Consider the following 19,585-nt stretch of genomic DNA (forward strand, 5'->3'; position numbering starts at 1 on the left):
ACGACGGAGACCAGACGTGCCCTTAGATGTGAAACCCCGCCGCAAGCGGGCGAGCAAGGCGAAGCAGTCCTCTGCGAAATCCAGCAAGGCCCGCGGCAAGCGCCCGACCAAGGCGGAGCAGCGCGCCGAGATGATGGAGCAGATCCTGGACGTGGCCGAGGATCTGTTCTCAAAACACGGCCTGTACGGCGTCACGCTGAAGGACGTGGCCAAGCAGGTGGGCGTGCATCACACGCTCATGAACTATTACTTCCAGGACAAGAAAAAGCTGTTCGACCAGGTGTTCGGCCGCCGCGCCGTGGTGACCAGCACGCGTCGGATCGAAGCACTGGAAGCCTACGACGCGGCCACCAAGGGCAAGCCGACGGTCGAAGGGGCATTGCGCGCCTTCCTCGATACCGACCTCGATCTTTATATCCAGGGTGGGGAGCGTTGGAAAAACTACGGCGCGCTTGGCGCGCAGGTCGCCAACACGCCGGAGTGGGGCGCGGAGCTGATGGACAAGCACTTCGACCCGGTGGTGCTGCGGCTGATCGCTCTGTTGAAGCGCGCGCTTCCGAATTGCGCCGACGAAGATATCTTCTGGGGTTATCACTTCGTGACCGGTGCACTGCTGCTCACGCTCGCGCGCACCGGGCGCATCGATAAATTGTCCGGCGGCCTCTGTCAGTCGGAAGATTTCGAGGCGGTCAAGCAGCGCATGGCCCGGTTCATGGCCGGGGGCTTCCTGGCCATTTGCGGCAAATAGCGGCGCTAGGCCGGCTCTTCTTTCATGCCGAGCGAGCGCCACAGATGCATCACTGCGTAGCTCCGCCAGGGACGCCAGCTTTGTGACAGCGCTTCGGCTTCTTTCGCGGAAACGCGGCCGAGCGCGTTGCGAATGGCGATGTCTTCCTTCGGAAAGGCGTCGGGCCAGCTGAAGGCGCGCATGGCGACGTAGTGCGCCGTCCATGGGCCGATGCCGGGCAGTTCGGCGAGCTGCCTTATCGCGTCTTCAGGTTTGTAGATCACACCGCCGTCGAGCGCCAACGCGCCGGAAACCTGCGCTTGCGCCAGCGCGATTATGCTGCGTGAACGCATGCTCACGATGCCCAGCTTGGAGATATCGTCGATGGTCGCGGTCGCCACCCGAGCTGGGGCGGGGGTGAGGCGGTGGAGCTCTGGGTAGGGTGTCGCGATGGGCTCGCCGAACGCTTCGACGAATCTGCAGCCGAGCGTGGTCGCCGCCTTCACTGTGACTTGCTGACCGAGGATGGCGCGCAGGCCCAGTTCGAAGCCGTTGAAGGCGCCCGGCACGCGGATGCCAGCGGTGCGCTTTACGAGCGGCGCCAAGCGTGGATCTTTGCTCAAGTGGCGAGAGATGACGTCCATGCGCGCGTTCAGATCGAACAGGGCGCGCACGCGCGTTAGCAGCGTGGGCAGGACGTTTGTCAGGGTGTGACTGAACTCGAGGCTCAAGGTGTTCTGTTGCTTGCCTTGGAACACGCGGATCCAACCCTTCGCCGTTCCCAGCTGGACGGTGCGGGCGTAGAAATCGTCCGTCACCCACTCGACGCCTTTGAGCTCGCGACCGGCCAGGAAGTCGAGCACGCCTTTCCAGTCATAGGGTGGGCGATAGGCGAGTTGTAATGTCGAGGTGTCGCCGCGTGTTTCTGCACCGTTCGCGCTGTTGGGCTTCTTGCGCAGGCGCGAGGGGGCGAGGCCATAACGTGAATTGAACGCGTCGTTGAAACGTCTGAGGCTGGAGAAGCCGCTGGCGAAGGCGATCTCGGTCACGGGCAGGGATGTCTCGGTGAGCAACCGCTTGGCTAGCAGCAGACGGCGAGTCAGCAGTAACTGCACGGGCGCGACGCCCAGTTCCTTGTGAACGATGCGGCGAATCTGTCGCGAGCTCAGCTGGAACTGGTCGGCGATTGCTTCCAGGCCCGAGTCGTTGCTGATCGATCCGTCTTCGAGTCGTTCGACGATGAGCTGCGCGATTCGCTGGGAGTCATCCACGGGGGCATTGCCGGGCGCCAGCTCCGGCCGGCAACGCAGGCACGGGCGGAAGCGAGCCTGTTCTGCTTCCTGCGCGCTGTCGAAGAACAGGCAGTTCGCCTGCTTTGGCGTCCGCACGCTGCAGATGGGACGGCAATAGATGCCGGTGGATGTCACGCCGACATAGAACACGCCGTCGAAACGCCGGTCGCGAGCTGAGAGCGCTCGGTATAAGGTCTTGTGATCCTGTGCCATGGCGGGAACTATAGGGCGCTGGGCGGCGCTCCGATAGCCGTTTTCGGACATCACCCTGCCGGCAGGATGGCGTCCGAAAATGGCCAGCGCCAGGGCCGGATCCGGCTAGTATGGCCGCATGCCAAAGCTACCCAACGCTCTCATGCAACGCTACGTCGGCAAGGTCATCGACTCGCCCGTCGGGCTACTCAAACTCGTCGCCACCGAGCGCGGTCTGACTGCCATTCTGTGGGGGAACGACGATCCTCGTCGCGTGCCTCTGGGCGATGTCGTCGAATGTGACGACCATCCCGTGTTGATCGAGGCCGAACGTCAGCTCCGGGAGTACTTCGCCGGCCATCGCGAAGTATTCGACTTGCCGCTGGATTTCCGTGGCACGGAGTTTCAGCGCCGCGTCTGGAACGCGTTGCTCACGATTCCCTTTGGAGAAACTCGCTCATACTCGCAAATCGCCCGACAGATCGGCTGCCCCTCCGCAGTCCGCGCCGTCGGCGCCGCGAATGGTCGGAACCCGCTTTCGATCATCGCTCCGTGTCATCGAGTGTTGGGGTCGAATGGAAAGCTCACAGGTTTTGCGGGTGGCCTCGAAACAAAGGCAAAGTTGCTTTCACACGAGCGTCGCGAAGAGACACTCGCGGCCTAGCAATAAGAGGCGTCGGTGGCGCTGCCTACAGCTTCGCTGTGGCAGCCCAGGTCGCGGAGAGAGGCGGCTGCGGTGATGAGCCGTATCCGTTTAGCGAATACAGAAAATACAGCGCATCCCCTTGCCCGATGTGACAAAGCCTCCGACCATGGCGTTGCCTCATTGGGAACGAGCGCGGATGACACAACGACACGTAAAACCGGCGGTGCAGATCGATCCTGCGGCGATCGCGCAGCTGGCGCGTGAGTGCTCCATCGAGATGAATGTGCAAGACGTGCGCGATCTCGATGCGAGTCGGAAGTTCTTGCCGCCCGGCAAGAAGGTGTATGTCAGCCATCTTCCCAAGCAAACATGGCGGCAAACGTTAGAGGCGTGCCGTGAGGTTGCGGAGGCGGGGTTCGAGTCGGTGCCGCATGTGCCGGTTCGGCTGCTGGAAAACGAGCGGACGCTAGATGAGTTTCTGGCGAAGGCGGTAAACGAGTCGGGTGTACGAGAGGTACTGCTGATCGCCGGCGATTATCCGCACCCGGCGGGTCCGTATTCGACAGTTGCCGATGTGTTACGAACCGGCACGCTCGGTGCGAACGGCCTGCGGCGGATATCACTTGCGGGCCATCCGGAAGGACATCCGAGAGTCGCGGTGGCCGAAATCAGAAGGGCGGAGCGCGAGAAGGCGCAGCTCGCGCAGGAAGCGGGGCTGGAAACGACATTCCTGACTCAGTTCTTCTTCGAAGCGCAGCCCTTCCTCGACTGGGCCCGCGAGTTGCGGGCCGACGGTGTGAGAGCGCGGCTCGTGGCCGGGCTGGCCGGGCCGGCGAGTATTGCGACGTTATTTAGATACGCGATTCGCTGCGGAGTAGGCCCATCCATTCGCGCGCTGGGCGCGAGACCATCGTCCCTGGTAAAGCTGATCGGCGACCACGGCCCCGAGCACGTAATGCTCGATCTGGCCGACGCACGAGCAAATCAAGAAGGGCTGTTCGACGGCGTCCACCTGTTCTGCTTCGGCGGTTTCCTTCGCACCTGTGAATGGCTGAAGCGCGTAAGCGAGGGCAATTTCAAGCTCGACGATCAGCGCGGCTTCGTGGTCTGACGCAACGCTATCAGCAAAGTTTATCGCTCGACCGCCCAACGGCATTGGCACGCCCGCTGCCAGCGTCTCAATAATTCCTGCCCGGAGAGCAATGAGACATTGACGGGCGCATTCCTTGACCATCCTCGCGACCAGCAGTGGCAATAGCAGAGCACTGACTCTGGGCCCATACGCTGGCGCAGCCGAACACCGTCCCGATGGCTGTTGGATTCTGCAGTCTCTCCAGCCGCTGGGGGATTACCCGGAACGCTTCACGGAATATCTCACTCGTTGGGCGAATCGACGGCCGAATGCTATATGGCTAGCCCAGCGTGACGCGAACGACGAATGGCGCAAACTCACGTACGCCGCGGCTTATAACCAAGTCCAGCGCATCGCGACCGCACTGCTGCAGCGTGGATTGAGCGACGAACGTCCGCTCATGATTCTGTCCGGCAACAGCATCGAGCACGCCTTGCTCACCTTCGCAGCCATGCACATCGGCGTGCCCGTCGCACCGATCTCGCCTGCGTATTCGCTGCTCGACCCCGAAACCTCACGAGTGGGTCACGCAGTTTCGCTGCTGACGCCGGGCCTGGTGTATGCGGAGGACGCTCGCGCATTTGAAACGGCCATCAACCAAGCCGTGCCCGCGCAAACTGAAGTCGTGACGTTGCAAGGGTGGTTCTCTTCTCGTCCGCACACAGCGTTCGAATCGCTGTTGGGGGAGAACAGCCCGGGCGTCGAGCGTGCTCACCAGGCCGTGACAGGCGACAGCATCGCTAAGTTCCTGTTCACGTCCGGTTCGACACGAATGCCGAAGGCGGTGATCAACACGCATCGCATGCTCTCGTGCAATCAGCGGATGTACGCCCAGTGCTATCCATTTCTCGAAGAAGAACCGCCGGTACTGGTCGACTGGCTGCCGTGGCATCACACCGCAGGTGGCAACGCCAACATGGGCACCGTGCTCGCGAATGGCGGAACACTCTATATCGACGCAGGCAAACCCACCCCGGCCGGCATTGCGCAAACCGTCGCGAACCTTCGAGAAGTCGCGCCGACGGTTTACTACACGGTCCCGAAGGGACTGGAAATGCTCATCGAGGAAATGCGTCAGGACGCGTCCTTCCGCGAACGTTTCTTCAGCCGACTGCGTCTGATATTTCCCGCCGGCGCGGCTTTACCGCGCCCGGTGCAGGACGCCGTCGATGAAATGTCGATGCAGGTGCGCGGGACCAAGACCCCGATGACCATGGGCTTGGGAATGACGGAGACCGCGCCGTTCGCCATCTCCGCTCATGTTCCAGCCTGGCAGGCCGGAGTCATCGGCCTGCCGGCGCCCGGAGTGGAAGTGAAGCTCGAGCCCGTCGGTGACAAGCTCGAAGTTCGCTATCGCGGCCCGAGCATCACACCGGGCTACTGGCGACAGCCGGAGCTGAACGCCCAAGCCTTCGACGACCAAGGTTATTTTTGCAGCGGTGACGCGGCGACGTTCATCGATCCTGCGCATCCTGAGTTGGGGCTGCGCTTCGACGGTCGCATCGCCGAGGACTTCAAACTGTCCAGCGGCACTTGGGTGAACGTCGGCGCAATGCGAGCTGCCGTGCTCGCTGCCGGCGCGCCGTATCTGCACGATGTCGTGTTCGTCGGACACGATCGCGATGAGTTGGGAATGTTGGTGTTTCTCAGCGCCGTCGCCGATCGGATGTCTGCGGCCGATGTGCAGGCATGGCTGCGAGACCTGCTGGAGCGGCTGGCGAAGCGCGCTGGCGGCGGCTCGCAACGTATCGTGCGCGCAATGATCCTGGATCGACCGCCATCGGTGGTCGCGGGCGAGATCACCGATAAAGGCACGATCAATCAGCGGGCCGTCATTCAACGCCGGCAAGCCGCGGTCGAGCTGTTGTATTCGCCCGGCGCAAATTCCAGCGTGGTGACGTTGTCATGACTGCCACGCTGGTTCTGGTGCCAGGCCTGCTTTGCGATGAATTCGTGTGGTCAGAGCAGCGCCGTGCGCTGTCGTCTCACGTGCAAGTGTGGGTGGCAAATCATGGCTCATTAGATTCGCTGACGGACATGGCCGCAGCCATCTTGCGAGATGCGCCCGCAGAGCAGTTCGCATTGGCGGGTCATTCCATGGGCGGACGGGTCGCCCTCGAAGTGTTCCGGCTCGCGCCCCATCGTGTTCAGCGCCTCGCTTTGCTCGACACAGGTTGGCTGCCGCGGCAGGCAGGAGCGCAGGGTGAGGAAGAGCGGGCCTCGCGCCTGGCATTGTTGGACACCGCCTTTCAGCACGGCATGCGAACCATGGGCCGGCAGTGGGCGAGTGGCATGGTGCATCCGAGCCGCATCGACACGCCGGTGTTCGAAGCCATCGTCGCCATGATCGAGCGCAAGACGCCGGACATTTTTGCCGCCCAGATCCGTGCGCTGCTGGCCCGTCCCGATGCGAGTCCTCAGTTGCTCGCACTCGAATGTCCGGTGCTCGTATTGTGCGGCCGGCAGGACAGCTGGAGCAGTTTGTCACAACATCTGCAGATGACCGCGATCATCCGCGGCGCGCGATTGCGTGTCATCGAGGAATGCGGTCACATGAGCACCCTGGAACAACCGGCGGCCGTGACAGCGGCGCTGGCTGAATGGCTCAACGAGGAGGAGGCCACGGTGGGCAGTGAGCGGCGCATGGCGATCGACACGGATGGGCGAGCCAAATGACTCAGCTGGATCCCAGCGTCCAACTGCGCCGCGAGCCGATGAGCGCATTCCAGATCGTGGCGGTCGCGATCTGCGTGGCGCTGAACGCGTTGGACGGGTTCGACATCCTCGCGATCACCTTCGCCGGCCCTGGAACCATGCGGGAATGGGGGCTGGGACCCGGCGGGCTCGGCGTCGTGATCTCGATCGGCCTGGTGGGAATGTCGGTCGGCTCGTTGTTGATCGCGCCGCTCGCGGACACGCGCGGCCGCCGCCCGATCATTCTGCTCTGCCTCATCCTGATGACGCTTGGGATGTTGCTCTCTGCGACGGCGGACAGCGTCATGGCGTTGGCAGTATGGCGAGTGATCACCGGAATCGGCATCGGTGGAATGCTCGCGTCGATCAATGCGATGGTGGCGGAATATTCCAACGATGCGCGCCGGGATTTCTGCGTGAGTCTCATGACCATCGGCTATCCACTCGGCGGCATGCTCGGCGGGATGGCGGCGGCCTTGCTGCTGGCGCATTTCGACTGGCGGGCCGTGTTCATTTTCGGCGGCGTCGTTTCTATTTTCATCCTGGCGGTGGTCTGGTGGCGCCTGCCGGAGTCCATCGAATTCCTGGTGTTCAAGCGGTCCCCCGATGCATTGGATCGGATCAACGCGATCTTTCGACGCATGAACCGCGCCCCGATCGTGGAAATGCCGTTCCGCGCGCGACAAGAGCACATCAGCGTGTGGAAGGCATTCGATAGCACGCTCGCATCGCGCACGGTGCTGATATGCACCGCGTACTTCTTATACATGCTGACTTGTTATTACGCGTTGGGCTGGATTCCATCGATCGTCGCTGCTCTGGGGTTCACACCGAGCGTCGGCGCTGAAGTGTCCGTATGGACCAACCTGGGCGGCATCATCGGCGGCGCGCTGCTCGGCTATCTGGCCCGGCATGTCGGCCTGAAGGCGCTCGCGAGCGGGGCGATGATTGCGACGGCGCTTGCACTGACTCTGTTTGGACGCACGGAACCGGATCTGGTGGCGCTCAGGGCGGTCGCCTTCGTGCTCGGATTCTTCCTGTACTCGTCTGCCGTTGGCTTTTACGCGACGTTCGTGCGCGTGTTTCCTACGCATGTGCGCGCCACCGGCACCGGGCTGGCGATTGGTTTAGGACGCTTCGGCGGCATGCTCGGGCCGATGTTGGGCGGCTGGTTGATGGCGGCGGGGACCAGTCGGCCCAGTGTGGCCGGCATCATGGCGCTCGGCGCGGCGCTCGCCGGATTGGCTATCTGGTTGTTGCAGGGATCGATGCTCGCCGCGCCGTCACGGGCGGCTGCTCGGGGTTCGTGAGCGCTATCAGCAATTCGTATCGCTTGCGGCATGAACGGTATTGGTTCCCGCCGAGCGGCCGGTTCCATACTTCGATGCCGAGGACCCGCTGAGAAGATAAAACTATATCTCTGACACGACAGGGGGCTGTGGTGTTGTCATTCAAGCGTTACCCGACGATGGTGGCATTGACATTGACGCTGTCCGTGCCGACGGCCTACACGGCCGAGTTGGAAGAAGTCATCGTCACCGCGCAAAAGCGCGAACAATCGTTGCAGGACGTGAGCGTGGCCGTCACTGCAGTCGGCGCCGAAGATCTGCTCCGCGGTAATATCAAGAGCATCGAAGATCTGCAGACCCGCGTGCCGGGCGTGACTTTCGGCAACGATTTCAGCTTCGCGAAGCTGTTCATCCGCGGCGTCGGCCTGAACAGTTCGTTCGCCGGCATCGATCCTTCCGTCGCTCTGCACGTCGACGGCGCTGTCGTCGCGCAGGCGTCGGCGCAGTTCGCATCGCTGTTCGATCTGGAGCGCGTGGAAGCTCTGCGCGGACCGCAGGGAACTCTGTACGGGCGCAACGCCACCGGCGGCTCCATCAATCTCATCACGGCCAAGCCGACGCAGAACTTCAGCGGCTACACCAATCTGTCCATCGGCGGCAGTGACTTGAGCTACGGGCTGGACTCGGCGCTCAGCGGGCCGCTGACCGATTCAACGTTAGGCCGCGTCGCCGTTCACTATCAGCACCATGACGGTTACGGCATCCACACCGGCTCCGGCAAGGACATCGACGACTTGAACGTGATCGCGACGCGCGCGCATCTGCAGTTCAAGTTCAGCGAGGACGTCGATCTGCTGTTGAGCGGGGAATACGCCAAGGAAGACGATCACAGCAAGTCGGTGCACTTCATCGCGCCGATGTTTCCTGTGCCTCCGCAGCCAAATCTGCGGGCACTCGGGTTGCCGAACGTGCTGGTGAACTCGCGCAATGTAGGCGGAGATTTCCGGCCATCGTTCGAAAGCGAGACCTGGTCGAGCACCGCCACGCTCACCTGGCAACTCAGCGATAGCGTTTCGTTGAAGTCGCTGACCAACTATCGAGAGTTCGACGATCAGCTGGTGCAGGACTTCGATGTTTCGGACACGGTCAATGGCGGATTCCCGCCGGCCGCGACCTCGACCATGCAACTGCAGGCCATCGGGGACGAGCAGTTCTCGGAGGAACTGCAGTTCATCTACGAAGGCAACAAGCTGCGCGGCATCGCCGCCGCCTATTACTTGCAAGAGAGCATCGACAGTCTGGTGCTGCTCGGCCGGGATCCAGTCAATTTCCCCGAGCGCTCACGCGTGGTCGTGCCGGCGACGCTCGACGTAGACGCATGGGCGGTGTTCGCCAACTTCACCTATGCGTTCAACGATCTGTTCTCGTTGAAGGCGGGCGCGCGTTACAGCGCCGAAGAGCGAACGGTGGAGAATCACTTCGGTGTCGCCAGCCCGGTGGATCCGGCGGCGGTGTTCGATCCTGTCCGGCGCGCGTCGCGCGACTACTCGGACTTCTCGCCAGAAATCGGCATAGAGCTGCGGCCGAATGCGGACATCATGTTGTATGCGACGTACTCGGAGGGCTTCAAGAGCGGCACGGCCAATCTCGGCGAGCGCGTGCCGAACCTGGTGAATCCCGAAACCATCGAAAATTACGAAGCGGGCATCAAGAGTCGCCTGCTGCGCGACACGTTGCTGCTGAATCTCGCCGCGTTCAAGTACAAGGTCGAGGATGCGCAGTACGACCGCACTTACGCCATCACTGTGCCACCGTTCTATGCAGCGCGCCTCGAGAACGCCGCCACGACCGACGGCCGCGGCATGGAGTTGGAGACCAGTTGGCTCGCGACCGACCGGTTCCGGCTGTCGCTCACCGGCACCTACTATCACATCCGCTTCGATCGGTTCCTGTCGCAGAACCCGATCAATCCGGCGCTGTTCGGGCCGGGCGGGTCGAGCCTGCCGCCGGAGGATCTTGCCGGCAACAGTCCGCGTAACACGCCGGATTGGACGGCCGAGTTGTCCGCGACGTACGAGTGGCCACTCACCAGTGGCGCGTCGCTGGCCTTGACCGCGGCGGCCGCAGCCCGCGACAAGCAGTACTACACCGAGTTCAACGACGAGATCACCGGTCAGGACGACTACACCCTGTACGACGCCAACTTGCTCTACACCGCGCCTGGCGGCAAGCTCACGCTCAACCTCTGGGGGAAGAATCTGTCGGACGAGATGGTCGTGTCGGGCGTGTACGTCACGTCGACCGCGCGCACCATCACTGGTACGTATCTGCCACCACGCACGTATGGCGCGACGGTGGGCTATAAGTTCTAGATAAGTAGTACGAGGGGATTCGATGCAGTCTGGGGCCGTCGGCTATCACCGCAAGCATCACGTCGGCTTCCTGCTGATCGGTTATCCGCCAGTGAACGTGCTCGGCGCGGCGGTGCGCACGGGCCTCGCACAAGCTCTGCAGGTTGCACTTGCGGACGACGCTGTACAGGCCATCGTCATCGCTTGCGCAGGCAGGACTTTTTCCGCAGGCGCCGATATCACCGAGTTCGATGCGCCGATGAGCGAGCCGACGCTGCAGGAGGTGTTCGCAGCGATCGAGGCTGCTAACAAACCTGTCGTCGCAGCGATGCACGGAACGGCGCTTGGCGGCGGCCTGGAGCTGGCGCTTGCATGTCACTATCGAGTGGCGGCGAAAGATGCAAAGCTCGGCTTGCCCGAGATCACGTTGGGTGTGATTCCAGGCGCCGGCGGCACGCAACGACTGCCGCGAATCATCGGAGCGTTGGCGGCGTTCGATATGATCGTCGGCGGCACGCCAGTGGACGCAACGACAGCCCGACACCTCGCCCTGGTCGATGCACTGATCGAAGGCGACCTGCTGCAAGGAGCGCAGCAGTTCTGCGAACAATTGATCGAGCGGGGCGCAGGCCCGCGGCCGACGCGAGATCGATCCGTCGATGTCACCGGCTTCAATCCTCCCGGCGTCGCAGCCGTTCTCGAAAAACATGCGCGGGCGCTGAAGGGTCGCTCGACTCAGCAGCTGATCATCGAAGCCGTCTCAGCCGCCGCACAACCGAACTTCGACGCCGGGCTCGTCATGGAACGGCGGCTTGCCGACTACTCGCTCACGACAACGGAGAGCAGGGCGCTGAGGCATCTGTTCTTTGCCGAACGGCAAGCGTCACGAGTGCCTGGATTGCCCGCCGACGCGCCAAAGACACCCATCAAGCATGTGGCGATCATCGGCGCGGGAACCATGGGCAGTGGCATCGCCACCGCCTGCGCCGATGCAGGGGTCGCAGTTACTCTGATCGATTCGACTGCCGAAGCATTGGAGCGCGGGTTCTCACTGATCGCGTCGAACTACGATTCGAGTGTGTCGCGAGGGCGGATGACAGCAGAGGAGGCGGCGCGACGCCGTGCTCGCATCACTGACTCTCTCGATCTGAAGTCCGCGGCCAACGCCGACGTGGTCATCGAAGCGGTGTTCGAAGACCTGGCACTGAAACAGCGGATCCTCGCGCAAGTCGCGGCGCTGACGCCGGCTTCCACATTGATTTCATCGAACACCTCCACGTTATCCATTGCCGCGCTGGCGAGCGTATGTCGCGATCCGCAGCGCGTGGTCGGCCTGCATTTCTTCAGCCCTGCGCATGTCATGCGGCTGCTCGAGATCGTGCGCACGTCCGCGACCGATGCCGCCTCGCTGAACCAGGCGCTTGCGGTTGCGAAGTTGTTGCGCAAGATCGGTGTCGTGGCGGGTGATGCCTTCGGATTCATCGGTAACAAGATGATGCTGGACGGCTACTGGCGCGAGGCCGAGTTGTTGATGCTGGAAGGTGCGACGCCTGAGCAGGTCGACAGTGCGATGGAATCGTTTGGATTCGCGATGGGCCCGGCGCGGGTCAACGATCTCGGCGGAACGGATGTCGGCACCAAGACGCGCATCGAATTGTTCAAGCGCGAGTCGCGTCCCGATCCTTACTTCGTGATCGCCGATGCGCTGACGGCTCAGAATCGCCTCGGGCAGAAGACCAACGCGGGCTTCTATCGCTATGAGCCAGGCAATCGCAAGGCGCTGCCGGATGAGGCCGTGACCAACCTCATCGAGAAGCTTGCCGCGGACCGGGGCATCAAACGTCGGCGCATCGAGCCGGCAGAGATCGTCGAACGCTGCATGCTTCAGTTGATCAACGTGGGAGCGCAGGTCCTCGATGCAGGCATCGCCTTGCGAGCCGCGGACATCGACGTGGTCTGGGTGCAAGGCTATGGATTTCCCCGCCACGTGGGTGGGCCGATGTTTTATGCCGATACGCTCGGGCTGGCGCACGTGCGCCAGCGCATCGAGTACTATCGTTTGCGACTGGGCGACGACTATTGGACGCCAGCGGCGCTCATCGAGCGACTGGCGCGACAAGGTGAGTCGTTCGCACAGTGGGAGAGCGAACGCAAGGACGCAACCTGATGCCAGAGCGAACGGCCTCGATCCTGCTGCATCCGAATGCGACGCGTGAACGCGTGACGCCCGCCCGCGCACTGCCGGCTCGCTTGGAAATGAACATGCGCCAGCTGCGAGCGCTGGTCGCGGTATCGCAAGGCGGGTCGGTGCACAAGGCCGCGTCCATTTTGCATGTAACGCAGCCGGCAGTGACGCGTGCGATTCATGAGTTCGAGCAGTCGCTCGGGCTCGACCTCTTCGAGCGCACAGCGAAAGGAATGGTCGCGACGGCCGTTGGCTCAATCCTCGTCGAGCGAACTCAGCGCGCGCTCGCGCAACTCACGCACGCCGAACATGAGCTGGCTGAAATGGGCCTGTCGCGTCGGTCTGCCGCCAGCATCGGCGCCAAGGTCACTCATCGACACTTACGCGTGCTGGTCGCGATCGAAAAGCATCAGACCGAGACAGCGGCAGCCGTGGAGCTGGATGTATCGCAACCGTCAGTGACCCAGGCATTGCGCGAGATGGAACGCATCGTCGAGGCCGATCTGTTTCTGCGCACGGCGCGCGGCATGCTTCTGACGCGTGCTGGCGAAGTGATGGTGCGACGGACCAAGCTGATGCTCCACGAGTGGCAACTGGCTCGCGACGATATCGCCGCGCAGCTCGGCAACATCACGGGTCGCATCGTGGTCGGCGCGTTGCCGCTGGCGAGCACGTTGCTGGTGCCACGAGCCGTCACGCGCTTGAAAGAAGAATATCCGGATCTGCTGGTGACGATCCTCGAAGGAACCTACGAATCGTTGCTGGACAGCCTGCGCTGTGGCGATGTCGACCTGCTGGTCGGCGTGCTGCGTTATCCCATTCCCTGCAGCGACATCGTGCAGGAAAAACTGTTCGAGGATCTGCTGTCGGTGGTCGGACGCAAGGATCATCCCTTTGCCGCGGCCAAGTCATTGCGATTGGCCGACGTGATCGACTCCCAATGGGTGCTGCCGTACAAGGGTGCGCCTTCGCGCAAGGCGTTCGAGCAGGTCATGCATGCCGCGGGCCTGCCGTTACCGAAGAACGCGATCGAATCCAACGCCCTGGTCGCCTTGCGCGCCTTGCTGATCGAGAGCGATCGGCTCTCCATCCTGTCGCGCAACCAGATTCACTACGAAGAGCTGCACGGCATGTTGTCGGTGTTGCCCATCGACATGCGCGGCAGCGAGCGCCCGATCGGCATCACGACCCGAGCCGACGCCAAACGTTCCGTCGGCCTGGACGCGCTGATGCGCCATTTGCGAGCGGTCGGCGACGAGATGAAGAACGCGACTTAGTACTCACGTGCGGAGAGCGAAGCGATGACGGCCAAGAACCTGGAAGCAGTGTTGAAAGAGGCGGGCAACGCGGTGCGCATGCTTCGCAACTCGAAGATCGGCGCTTACGTGTACCCCGTGGTGCCCAACGAGTTCACCAACTGGCGCGACGAGCAACGCGGCTGGCGCGAAACGGCGGTGCTGTTCGATCAGTCGCATCACATGGCCGAGATTACCGTCAAAGGCCCCGATGCACTCAAGCTCTGCTCGTATCTCACCATCAACAGCTTCGCCAATTTCCAGCCCGATCGCGCCAAGCAGATGGTCCCCTGCAGCTACGACGGCTACGTGATCGGCGACGGCATCCTGTTCTATCTCGATCGCGATGAGCTGCTGTTCGTCGGCCGTGCGCCCACGGTGAACTGGATCCAGTTTCATGCCGAAACGGGTGGCTACAAGGTGGATGTCATTCGTGACGATCGCTCGCCGTCGCACCCCCGCGGCAAGCCGGTCACGCGGCGACATTACCGTTATCAAATCCAAGGCCCGAAGGCGGCGCAGCTTCTCGCCAAGCTCAACGGCGGGCCGTTGCCGGACGTGAAGTTCTTCACCATGGATCGCATCAACATCGGCGGCCGTCCGGTGCGCTGTCTGCGGCATGGCATGGCGGGCGAGCCGGGCTTGGAGATCTGGGGACCTTACGAACAATATGACGAGATTCGGGAGATCATCCTGGCGGCCGGCGCGGAGTTCGGTCTGGTGCAAGTGGGAGCGCGCGCGTACTCGACCAACACGCTGGAGTCGGGTTGGATTCCTTCGCCGCTGCCCGCTGTGTACAGCGGCGAGAAGATGCGTCCGTACCGCGAATGGTTGCCGGCGACCGGTTACGAGGCGACGGGGTCTATCGGTGGCAGCTTCGTCTCGGGCAACATCGAAGACTACTATCTCACGCCTCACGCGCTGGGCTACGGCCCGTTCGTGAAATTCGATCACGAGTTCATCGGTCGCGACGCGCTGGAGAAGCTCGCTCACCAGCCGCAGCGAAAGAAAGTGACGTTCGAGTGGAATGCGGAAGATGTCGCGCGCATCTATCACTCTTTGTTCGACCCGGCGCTGCCGAACTATAAGTATATGGATATTCCCAACTTCAACTACGGCTCTTCGTCGTATGACGCCGTGCTGAAAGGCGGCAGGGTGGTGGGCTATTCGATGTTCGGCGGCTGCAGCTTCAACGAGCGGCGCGTGCTGTCACTCGGCGTGGTTGACCCGGATGTCCAGATTGGCGAGGTGCTGACCCTGCTGTGGGGTGAGGAGAACGGCGGGACGGACAAATCCACCGTCGAGCGTCACACGCAAACGGAAGTTCGCGTGAAAGTTGCGCCCACGCCTTACGCCAAAGATGCGCGCGAGGGCTATCACCAGGGCTGGCGCACGCGGCAGGCGTAACGATCGATCGTCAACCTGTGTCGCGCGCTCCAACACGGCGGCCGGACGCTTGCCAGCGGGCTTGCAGGGCATCGAACAGCGCCCGGGTGGATTTCTGGAGGGCCGGTTCGGGCACTTTGGAGATCCACCAGCTCAGTAGCATCACTACCGCCACTGCCATGCAGAGAGCGCTGGGCGTCGATGCGCCCCAGTCGACGAACGCGCCCATCAGTGCGCCGCCGGTCACGTTGTGCAACAGGTAGAGCGGGTAGGTCATCAATCCGAGCCGGCGCAACAGCTGCAAGCACCACAGCGGCAACTGCTGGACCCGTGAGTTGTTCGATACGGCGAGCCAGAAGAACGCCATGGCGCCGAGCCAGATCGCGCACGGAATGAGCGGCGAAAACTCGAAGCCCGTCTTCTCCAGCTTCAATGCATTCTCGCCCGCGATCTGCAAACAGCCGCCGACGGCGAACAGCACCAGCCATGTCGTCAGGCCACGCGACGGCTGCTTCGAGCGGAGGGACCAGAGCAATACGCCGAAGGCAAAGAACACGCCGTGCTGGAGCAAGCTCAGCTGCGACAGCCGGGACCATTGCACCTGACTGAACAGCTCGAACGCGGCGCTGTTTCTATCGGTCGCGGCGAGGGTGAAGCCGACCCAGAACAGCGTGCTCGCAAGTCCAATGCCGCACATGATGGGTTGAATCCAGCGCCGCCGCTCGGCCATCAAGAGCACGAAGACCAACAGGTAAAAGCAGATCTCGACGCCCAGCGTCCAGTAGACGCTGTCGATCCATGCGCCTTTCGGGAAGAACGCGACGCTGCGCACGTACATGGCGAACAGCGAAAGCGGACGGGTGCCGGCGTCGATGAGAATCCAGGCGAGCAACGTGATGGTCGCGCACACCCACACCGCCGGCACCAGTCGCGTGAACCGACTCACGAAGAACTTAAACGGGTTGCTTCGCTCCGCCGAGACGACGATGACGAACCCGGAGATCACGAAAAAGATCTGCACGCCGGCCCAGCCGAACGGCGCGAACGCAGTCCAGTTCTGGAAATTCGCCACGCCGTGCGAGGCGATCGCGACCTGGCCGCCGGGGAACGCCCACGACCAGAACACGAGATGGAAAATCATCACGATGCAGGCGGCGAAGAATCGCAGCAGGTCCAGTCCCGGAACGTATTGAGCTTCTTGAACTTTCATTCGCAGCGGTACGGGAAAACGTGACAGTATGCACACATGAGGTGTGTTCGTCGGCCTGTCGCAGTTCGCTTACAGTCGGCCTCCTGCAAGCTTGCCACAATTGATCATGATGTTCCGCAAACCGCACGGCTATGCTGCCGGCATTTGGAGGAACGTCATGCAGGGTCGCCGGGTACTGTGGGTCGCGTCGTTGCTGTCGTTGGGTCAAACCGCGGGAGCGGCGTCGATCGATTGTTCGCGGTGTGACGAATGGAATCGCGATCAAGCGCCATTTCAGATTTATGGCAACACCTATTACGTGGGCACGCGCGGCCTGAGCTCGGTGTTGATCACCACGGCGGGCGGACACGTGCTCATCGATGGCGCTTTGCCTCAGTCCGCGCCGCTGATCGCCCAGCATGTGGAGCAACTCGGCTTCAAGATGACGGATGTGAAAGTCATCCTGAATTCACACGTGCATTACGATCATGCCGGCGGCATCGCCGAGCTGCAGAAGCTGAGCGGCGCCAAGGTGATCGCCAGCGACAAGGCGGCGAACGCGTTGCGCACCGGCAAGCTCGATCCCAGCGATCCGCAGGCCGAGATCGAGATGCGCTATCCCGGTGCGAGCAATGTAGAACCCTTGGAATCACGACCGTCGATCGAGGTCGGCGGCCTGCGTCTGAGTGTGATCCATACGCCAGGCCACACGCCGGGCGGCACATCGTGGCGCTGGCAGTCATGCGAGGCGGGGCGTTGCTTGAATATGGTCTACGGCGACAGCTTGACGGCCGTGTCGGACGACTCGTTCAAGTTCAGCGGCGATCCGCGTTATCCGACTGCCAAGGCGGACCTGCTCGCCAGCATGGACGCCATCGCCGCTACCCCATGCGACATCATGATCGGAGCCCATCCCGAGCGAACCAACCTGTGGACGATTTTCGACGCACAGGGCAAAGGCGATCGCAATCGATTGATCGATCCCTCGACCTGCAAGCGTCAGGCCGCAGACGCCAGGAAGTACTTCGACAAGCGCCTGGAGCAAGAGCGTAACCCGCCGAAGAAATCATCCTAACGGGGCGGGACGGCTCCCTGGATGATGGCCATGGTCAGCACGGCGAAGCTGACCAGGTGATGATCCGTGTCATGAATGTCGATGCGCCACACGTGCGAGCGCTCGTTGATCGAAACATTGTGGCACCGGGCGACCATCGGGCCGGACGATGATCGATGCGCGTGGTAGACGCTGAGCGTCTGACCGACGACGTGGCTCACGGTCGTGTCGATGGCCATGGTCGCGGCCGTGCTACCCACGGTCTCGGCAAGAATCGACAGTGCTCCGCCATGCACGTTGCCGTGCTCGTCGATGGTCTTGGCATTCAGGGGCAGCTTAGCCTTCACCCAGTTCGGACCGATGGCGGTGAACGACATGCCGAGGATGCCCGCGGCCGACGCGCCTTGCATCTGGTCGAGCTCGGCGGGGGTGTAGGTTCGAGTCCAAAGCGTCATGAACGTCATCCCTGAGGGGAGCGCGGCCAAGTCTACAAGCACTTACAACGTTTCACACAAAGTTACAGCTCCTAACGGGCTCTCCACGACGCGCCGGGCTAGTCTGCCCGGGCCGGTCGCAAGCGACCGTGCTGTCGTGGAGAGATCATGAGTACCGACGCCAACCCCACCGAACCGACCGAATCCCAGCGTGTCGTGCACGCATCGAAGGCCTATGGCCTCGCTCGCGGCCCGCTCAAACGCGCGCTTGCTTTCATGGAGGCCAATCTGGGCGAGCGCTTCTCGCTCCAGTCGCTAGCGGCCGAAGCGGGCGTGAGCCGGTTTCATTTCGCGCGCATGTTTCGGATCGCCACCGGGCACAGCCCGATGGAGTACCTGATGCGCCAGCGTATCGAGCGCAGCAAGGCCATGCTCCTGAGCGATGCGCCCTCGATTTCCAGTGTGGCCGCGGTGCTGGGCTTCTGCGATCAAAGCCATTTCTCGAAAACGTTTCGGCGCATCGAAGGCATGTCGCCCAGCGAGTTCCTGCGGGGAACGGGTTCATGCAGCACGTCGGTTCTAGGAGACATTTCAACGGAAGCGTAGGGTTCGATGTCTTTGGAGGAATCCAGATGGACGCCCTTAGTCACAAATCTGTCAACAAAGAGCGGCTGGACGAGTGGCTCGACTCGGCGCTGGAACAATCGTTTCCCGCGAGCGACCCGATCCCTTCGTTTCGCGGCGAGCCGCAGGACGACTTGACCTCAAGTCGACTTGAGCTTGTAAAGTCCAACCTTGGCGTCGACAGTACGCCGATGGAGGCCGGACATGAGCAGCACGGGCGGAGCGAATCGGGATCAGGTCGCGCTATGGAATGAAGCGTCGGGGCGGAGTTGGGTCGAACTGCAAGGAGTGCTGGACCAGCTGCTCGAACCGTTTGGGGCGCTGGTCGTCGATGAAGGGTTCCCAGGAGAGGGCGGCCGCGTGCTCGATATCGGCTGCGGCGCTGGATCCACGACGCTCGCTATGGCCAAGCGTCTTGGTCCGACTGGCCGATGTGTCGGCGTCGATATCTCCGGGCCATTGCTCACAGCCGCGACTGCGAGCGCCGCTGCCAAGCAAATCAGCACGGCGACGTTCATCCAGGCGGATGCACAAACCTACGCCTTCGAACCAAGCAGCTTCGATGCGGTGATCTCGCGATTCGGCGTCATGTTCTTCGATGACTCCGAGGCAGCGTTCGCCAACATTCGTCGCGCTGTTACAAACTCCGGGAAGCTCGCCTTCGTCGCCTGGCGCAGTCCCGCCGAGAATCCATTCATGACCACGGCGCGTCGAGCCGCCGAGCCAATCCTGTCTAATCTGCCAACGCCGGATCCAGCAGCGCCGGGCCAATTCGCGTTCGCGGACGGCGATCGTGTCCGACAGATCCTGGATCGCAGCGGCTGGAATGACATCACCGTGAGCCCGGTGGATGTGCAGGGCGTTATTGCCGAGAAAGACTTGCTCGCCTATGTCACCAAGCTGGGCCCGGTCGGCGTTGCGCTGAGAGAAGCGGATGAAGGAACTCGCGCCCGTGTCACGAAAGTGGTGCACGAGGCATTCGGGTCATACATTCAGAACGGAATGGCGCGATTCACCATGGCCTGCTGGCTGGTGAAGGCAGCATGCAGATAGTGAGAACAATTAGAGACACGCAGTACGTTTGAAAGTTCAGCG

The 19,585-nt window shown here is 62.3% G+C and carries 16 protein-coding genes; 13 read left to right on the forward strand and 3 right to left on the reverse strand.

Going from position 1 to position 19,585, the window contains the following annotated elements:
- Nucleotides 1-130 precede the first annotated feature (130 nt).
- The gene (locus tag VGD45_RS24015) at nt 131-748 is read left to right on the forward strand and encodes a TetR/AcrR family transcriptional regulator (protein WP_349263351.1); all 618 of its coding nucleotides are present in this window, start codon (nt 131-133) and stop codon (nt 746-748) included.
- A 5-nt stretch (nt 749-753) separates the two neighbouring features.
- Here the strand turns inward: VGD45_RS24015 and VGD45_RS24020 are convergent, their stop codons facing one another.
- The gene (locus tag VGD45_RS24020) at nt 754-2,232 is read right to left on the reverse strand and encodes an AlkA N-terminal domain-containing protein (protein WP_331157905.1); all 1,479 of its coding nucleotides are present in this window, start codon (nt 2,230-2,232) and stop codon (nt 754-756) included.
- Between the two features lie 118 nt (nt 2,233-2,350).
- Between VGD45_RS24020 and VGD45_RS24025 the strand changes: the two genes are divergently transcribed.
- The 9 genes from VGD45_RS24025 to ligM all read left to right on the forward strand — a co-directional run bounded on the left by VGD45_RS24025 (nt 2,351) and on the right by ligM (nt 15,210).
- Nucleotides 2,351-2,875, forward strand: coding sequence for a methylated-DNA--[protein]-cysteine S-methyltransferase (locus VGD45_RS24025; protein ID WP_331157906.1), 525 nt, complete (start codon nt 2,351-2,353; stop codon nt 2,873-2,875).
- A 178-nt stretch (nt 2,876-3,053) separates the two neighbouring features.
- Nucleotides 3,054-3,968 (forward strand): methylenetetrahydrofolate reductase, encoded by a 915-nt coding sequence (locus VGD45_RS24030; RefSeq protein WP_331157907.1) that lies wholly within the window; start codon nt 3,054-3,056, stop codon nt 3,966-3,968.
- Nucleotides 3,969-4,083: 115 nt separating this feature from the next.
- Nucleotides 4,084-5,898: a feruloyl-CoA synthase gene (locus VGD45_RS24035; RefSeq protein ID WP_331157908.1), complete on the forward strand. Its 1,815-nt coding sequence runs from the start codon at nt 4,084-4,086 to the stop codon at nt 5,896-5,898.
- The gene (locus tag VGD45_RS24040; protein WP_331157909.1) at nt 5,895-6,665 is read left to right on the forward strand and encodes an alpha/beta hydrolase; all 771 of its coding nucleotides are present in this window, start codon (nt 5,895-5,897) and stop codon (nt 6,663-6,665) included. The genes VGD45_RS24035 and VGD45_RS24040 overlap by 4 nt, the downstream gene beginning before the upstream one ends.
- Entirely contained in the window at nt 6,662-7,993 is a 1,332-nt protein-coding gene (locus tag VGD45_RS24045; RefSeq protein WP_331157910.1) for an MFS transporter, read from the forward strand. Before VGD45_RS24040 ends, VGD45_RS24045 begins: the two co-directional genes overlap by 4 nt.
- 131 nt (nt 7,994-8,124) lie before the next feature.
- On the forward strand, nt 8,125-10,344 hold the full coding sequence (locus VGD45_RS24050; protein WP_331157911.1) for a TonB-dependent receptor: 2,220 nt from the start codon (nt 8,125-8,127) through the stop codon (nt 10,342-10,344).
- A gap of 22 nt (nt 10,345-10,366) precedes the next feature.
- The gene (locus VGD45_RS24055) at nt 10,367-12,490 is read left to right on the forward strand and encodes a 3-hydroxyacyl-CoA dehydrogenase NAD-binding domain-containing protein (RefSeq protein ID WP_331157912.1); all 2,124 of its coding nucleotides are present in this window, start codon (nt 10,367-10,369) and stop codon (nt 12,488-12,490) included.
- Nucleotides 12,490-13,785, forward strand: a complete 1,296-nt coding sequence (locus tag VGD45_RS24060; protein WP_331157913.1) for a LysR family transcriptional regulator — start codon at nt 12,490-12,492, stop codon at nt 13,783-13,785. Before VGD45_RS24055 ends, VGD45_RS24060 begins: the two co-directional genes overlap by 1 nt.
- A gap of 24 nt (nt 13,786-13,809) precedes the next feature.
- On the forward strand, nt 13,810-15,210 hold the full coding sequence (gene ligM, locus VGD45_RS24065; protein ID WP_331157914.1) for a vanillate/3-O-methylgallate O-demethylase: 1,401 nt from the start codon (nt 13,810-13,812) through the stop codon (nt 15,208-15,210).
- Nucleotides 15,211-15,220: 10 nt separating this feature from the next.
- Here ligM and VGD45_RS24070 read toward each other — a convergent pair whose 3' ends face one another.
- Entirely contained in the window at nt 15,221-16,399 is a 1,179-nt protein-coding gene (locus VGD45_RS24070) for an acyltransferase (protein WP_331157915.1), read from the reverse strand.
- Nucleotides 16,400-16,556: 157 nt separating this feature from the next.
- Between VGD45_RS24070 and bla the strand changes: the two genes are divergently transcribed.
- Nucleotides 16,557-17,453, forward strand: a complete 897-nt coding sequence (bla, locus tag VGD45_RS24075; protein WP_331157916.1) for a subclass B3 metallo-beta-lactamase — start codon at nt 16,557-16,559, stop codon at nt 17,451-17,453.
- Here the strand turns inward: bla and VGD45_RS24080 are convergent.
- Nucleotides 17,450-17,887: a PaaI family thioesterase gene (locus VGD45_RS24080; RefSeq protein ID WP_331157917.1), complete on the reverse strand. Its 438-nt coding sequence runs from the start codon at nt 17,885-17,887 to the stop codon at nt 17,450-17,452. The genes bla and VGD45_RS24080 overlap by 4 nt on opposite strands.
- A gap of 147 nt (nt 17,888-18,034) precedes the next feature.
- On the opposite strand from VGD45_RS24080, the gene VGD45_RS24085 reads away from it, so the two are divergent.
- Nucleotides 18,035-18,472: an AraC family transcriptional regulator gene (locus VGD45_RS24085; protein WP_331157918.1), complete on the forward strand. Its 438-nt coding sequence runs from the start codon at nt 18,035-18,037 to the stop codon at nt 18,470-18,472.
- Between the two features lie 222 nt (nt 18,473-18,694).
- On the forward strand, nt 18,695-19,543 hold the full coding sequence (locus VGD45_RS24090; protein WP_331157919.1) for a class I SAM-dependent methyltransferase: 849 nt from the start codon (nt 18,695-18,697) through the stop codon (nt 19,541-19,543).
- Nucleotides 19,544-19,585: the final 42 nt, after the last annotated feature.

The organism is Steroidobacter sp. (genome assembly GCF_036402275.1).
Taxonomy (GTDB): domain Bacteria; phylum Pseudomonadota; class Gammaproteobacteria; order Steroidobacterales; family Steroidobacteraceae; genus Steroidobacter.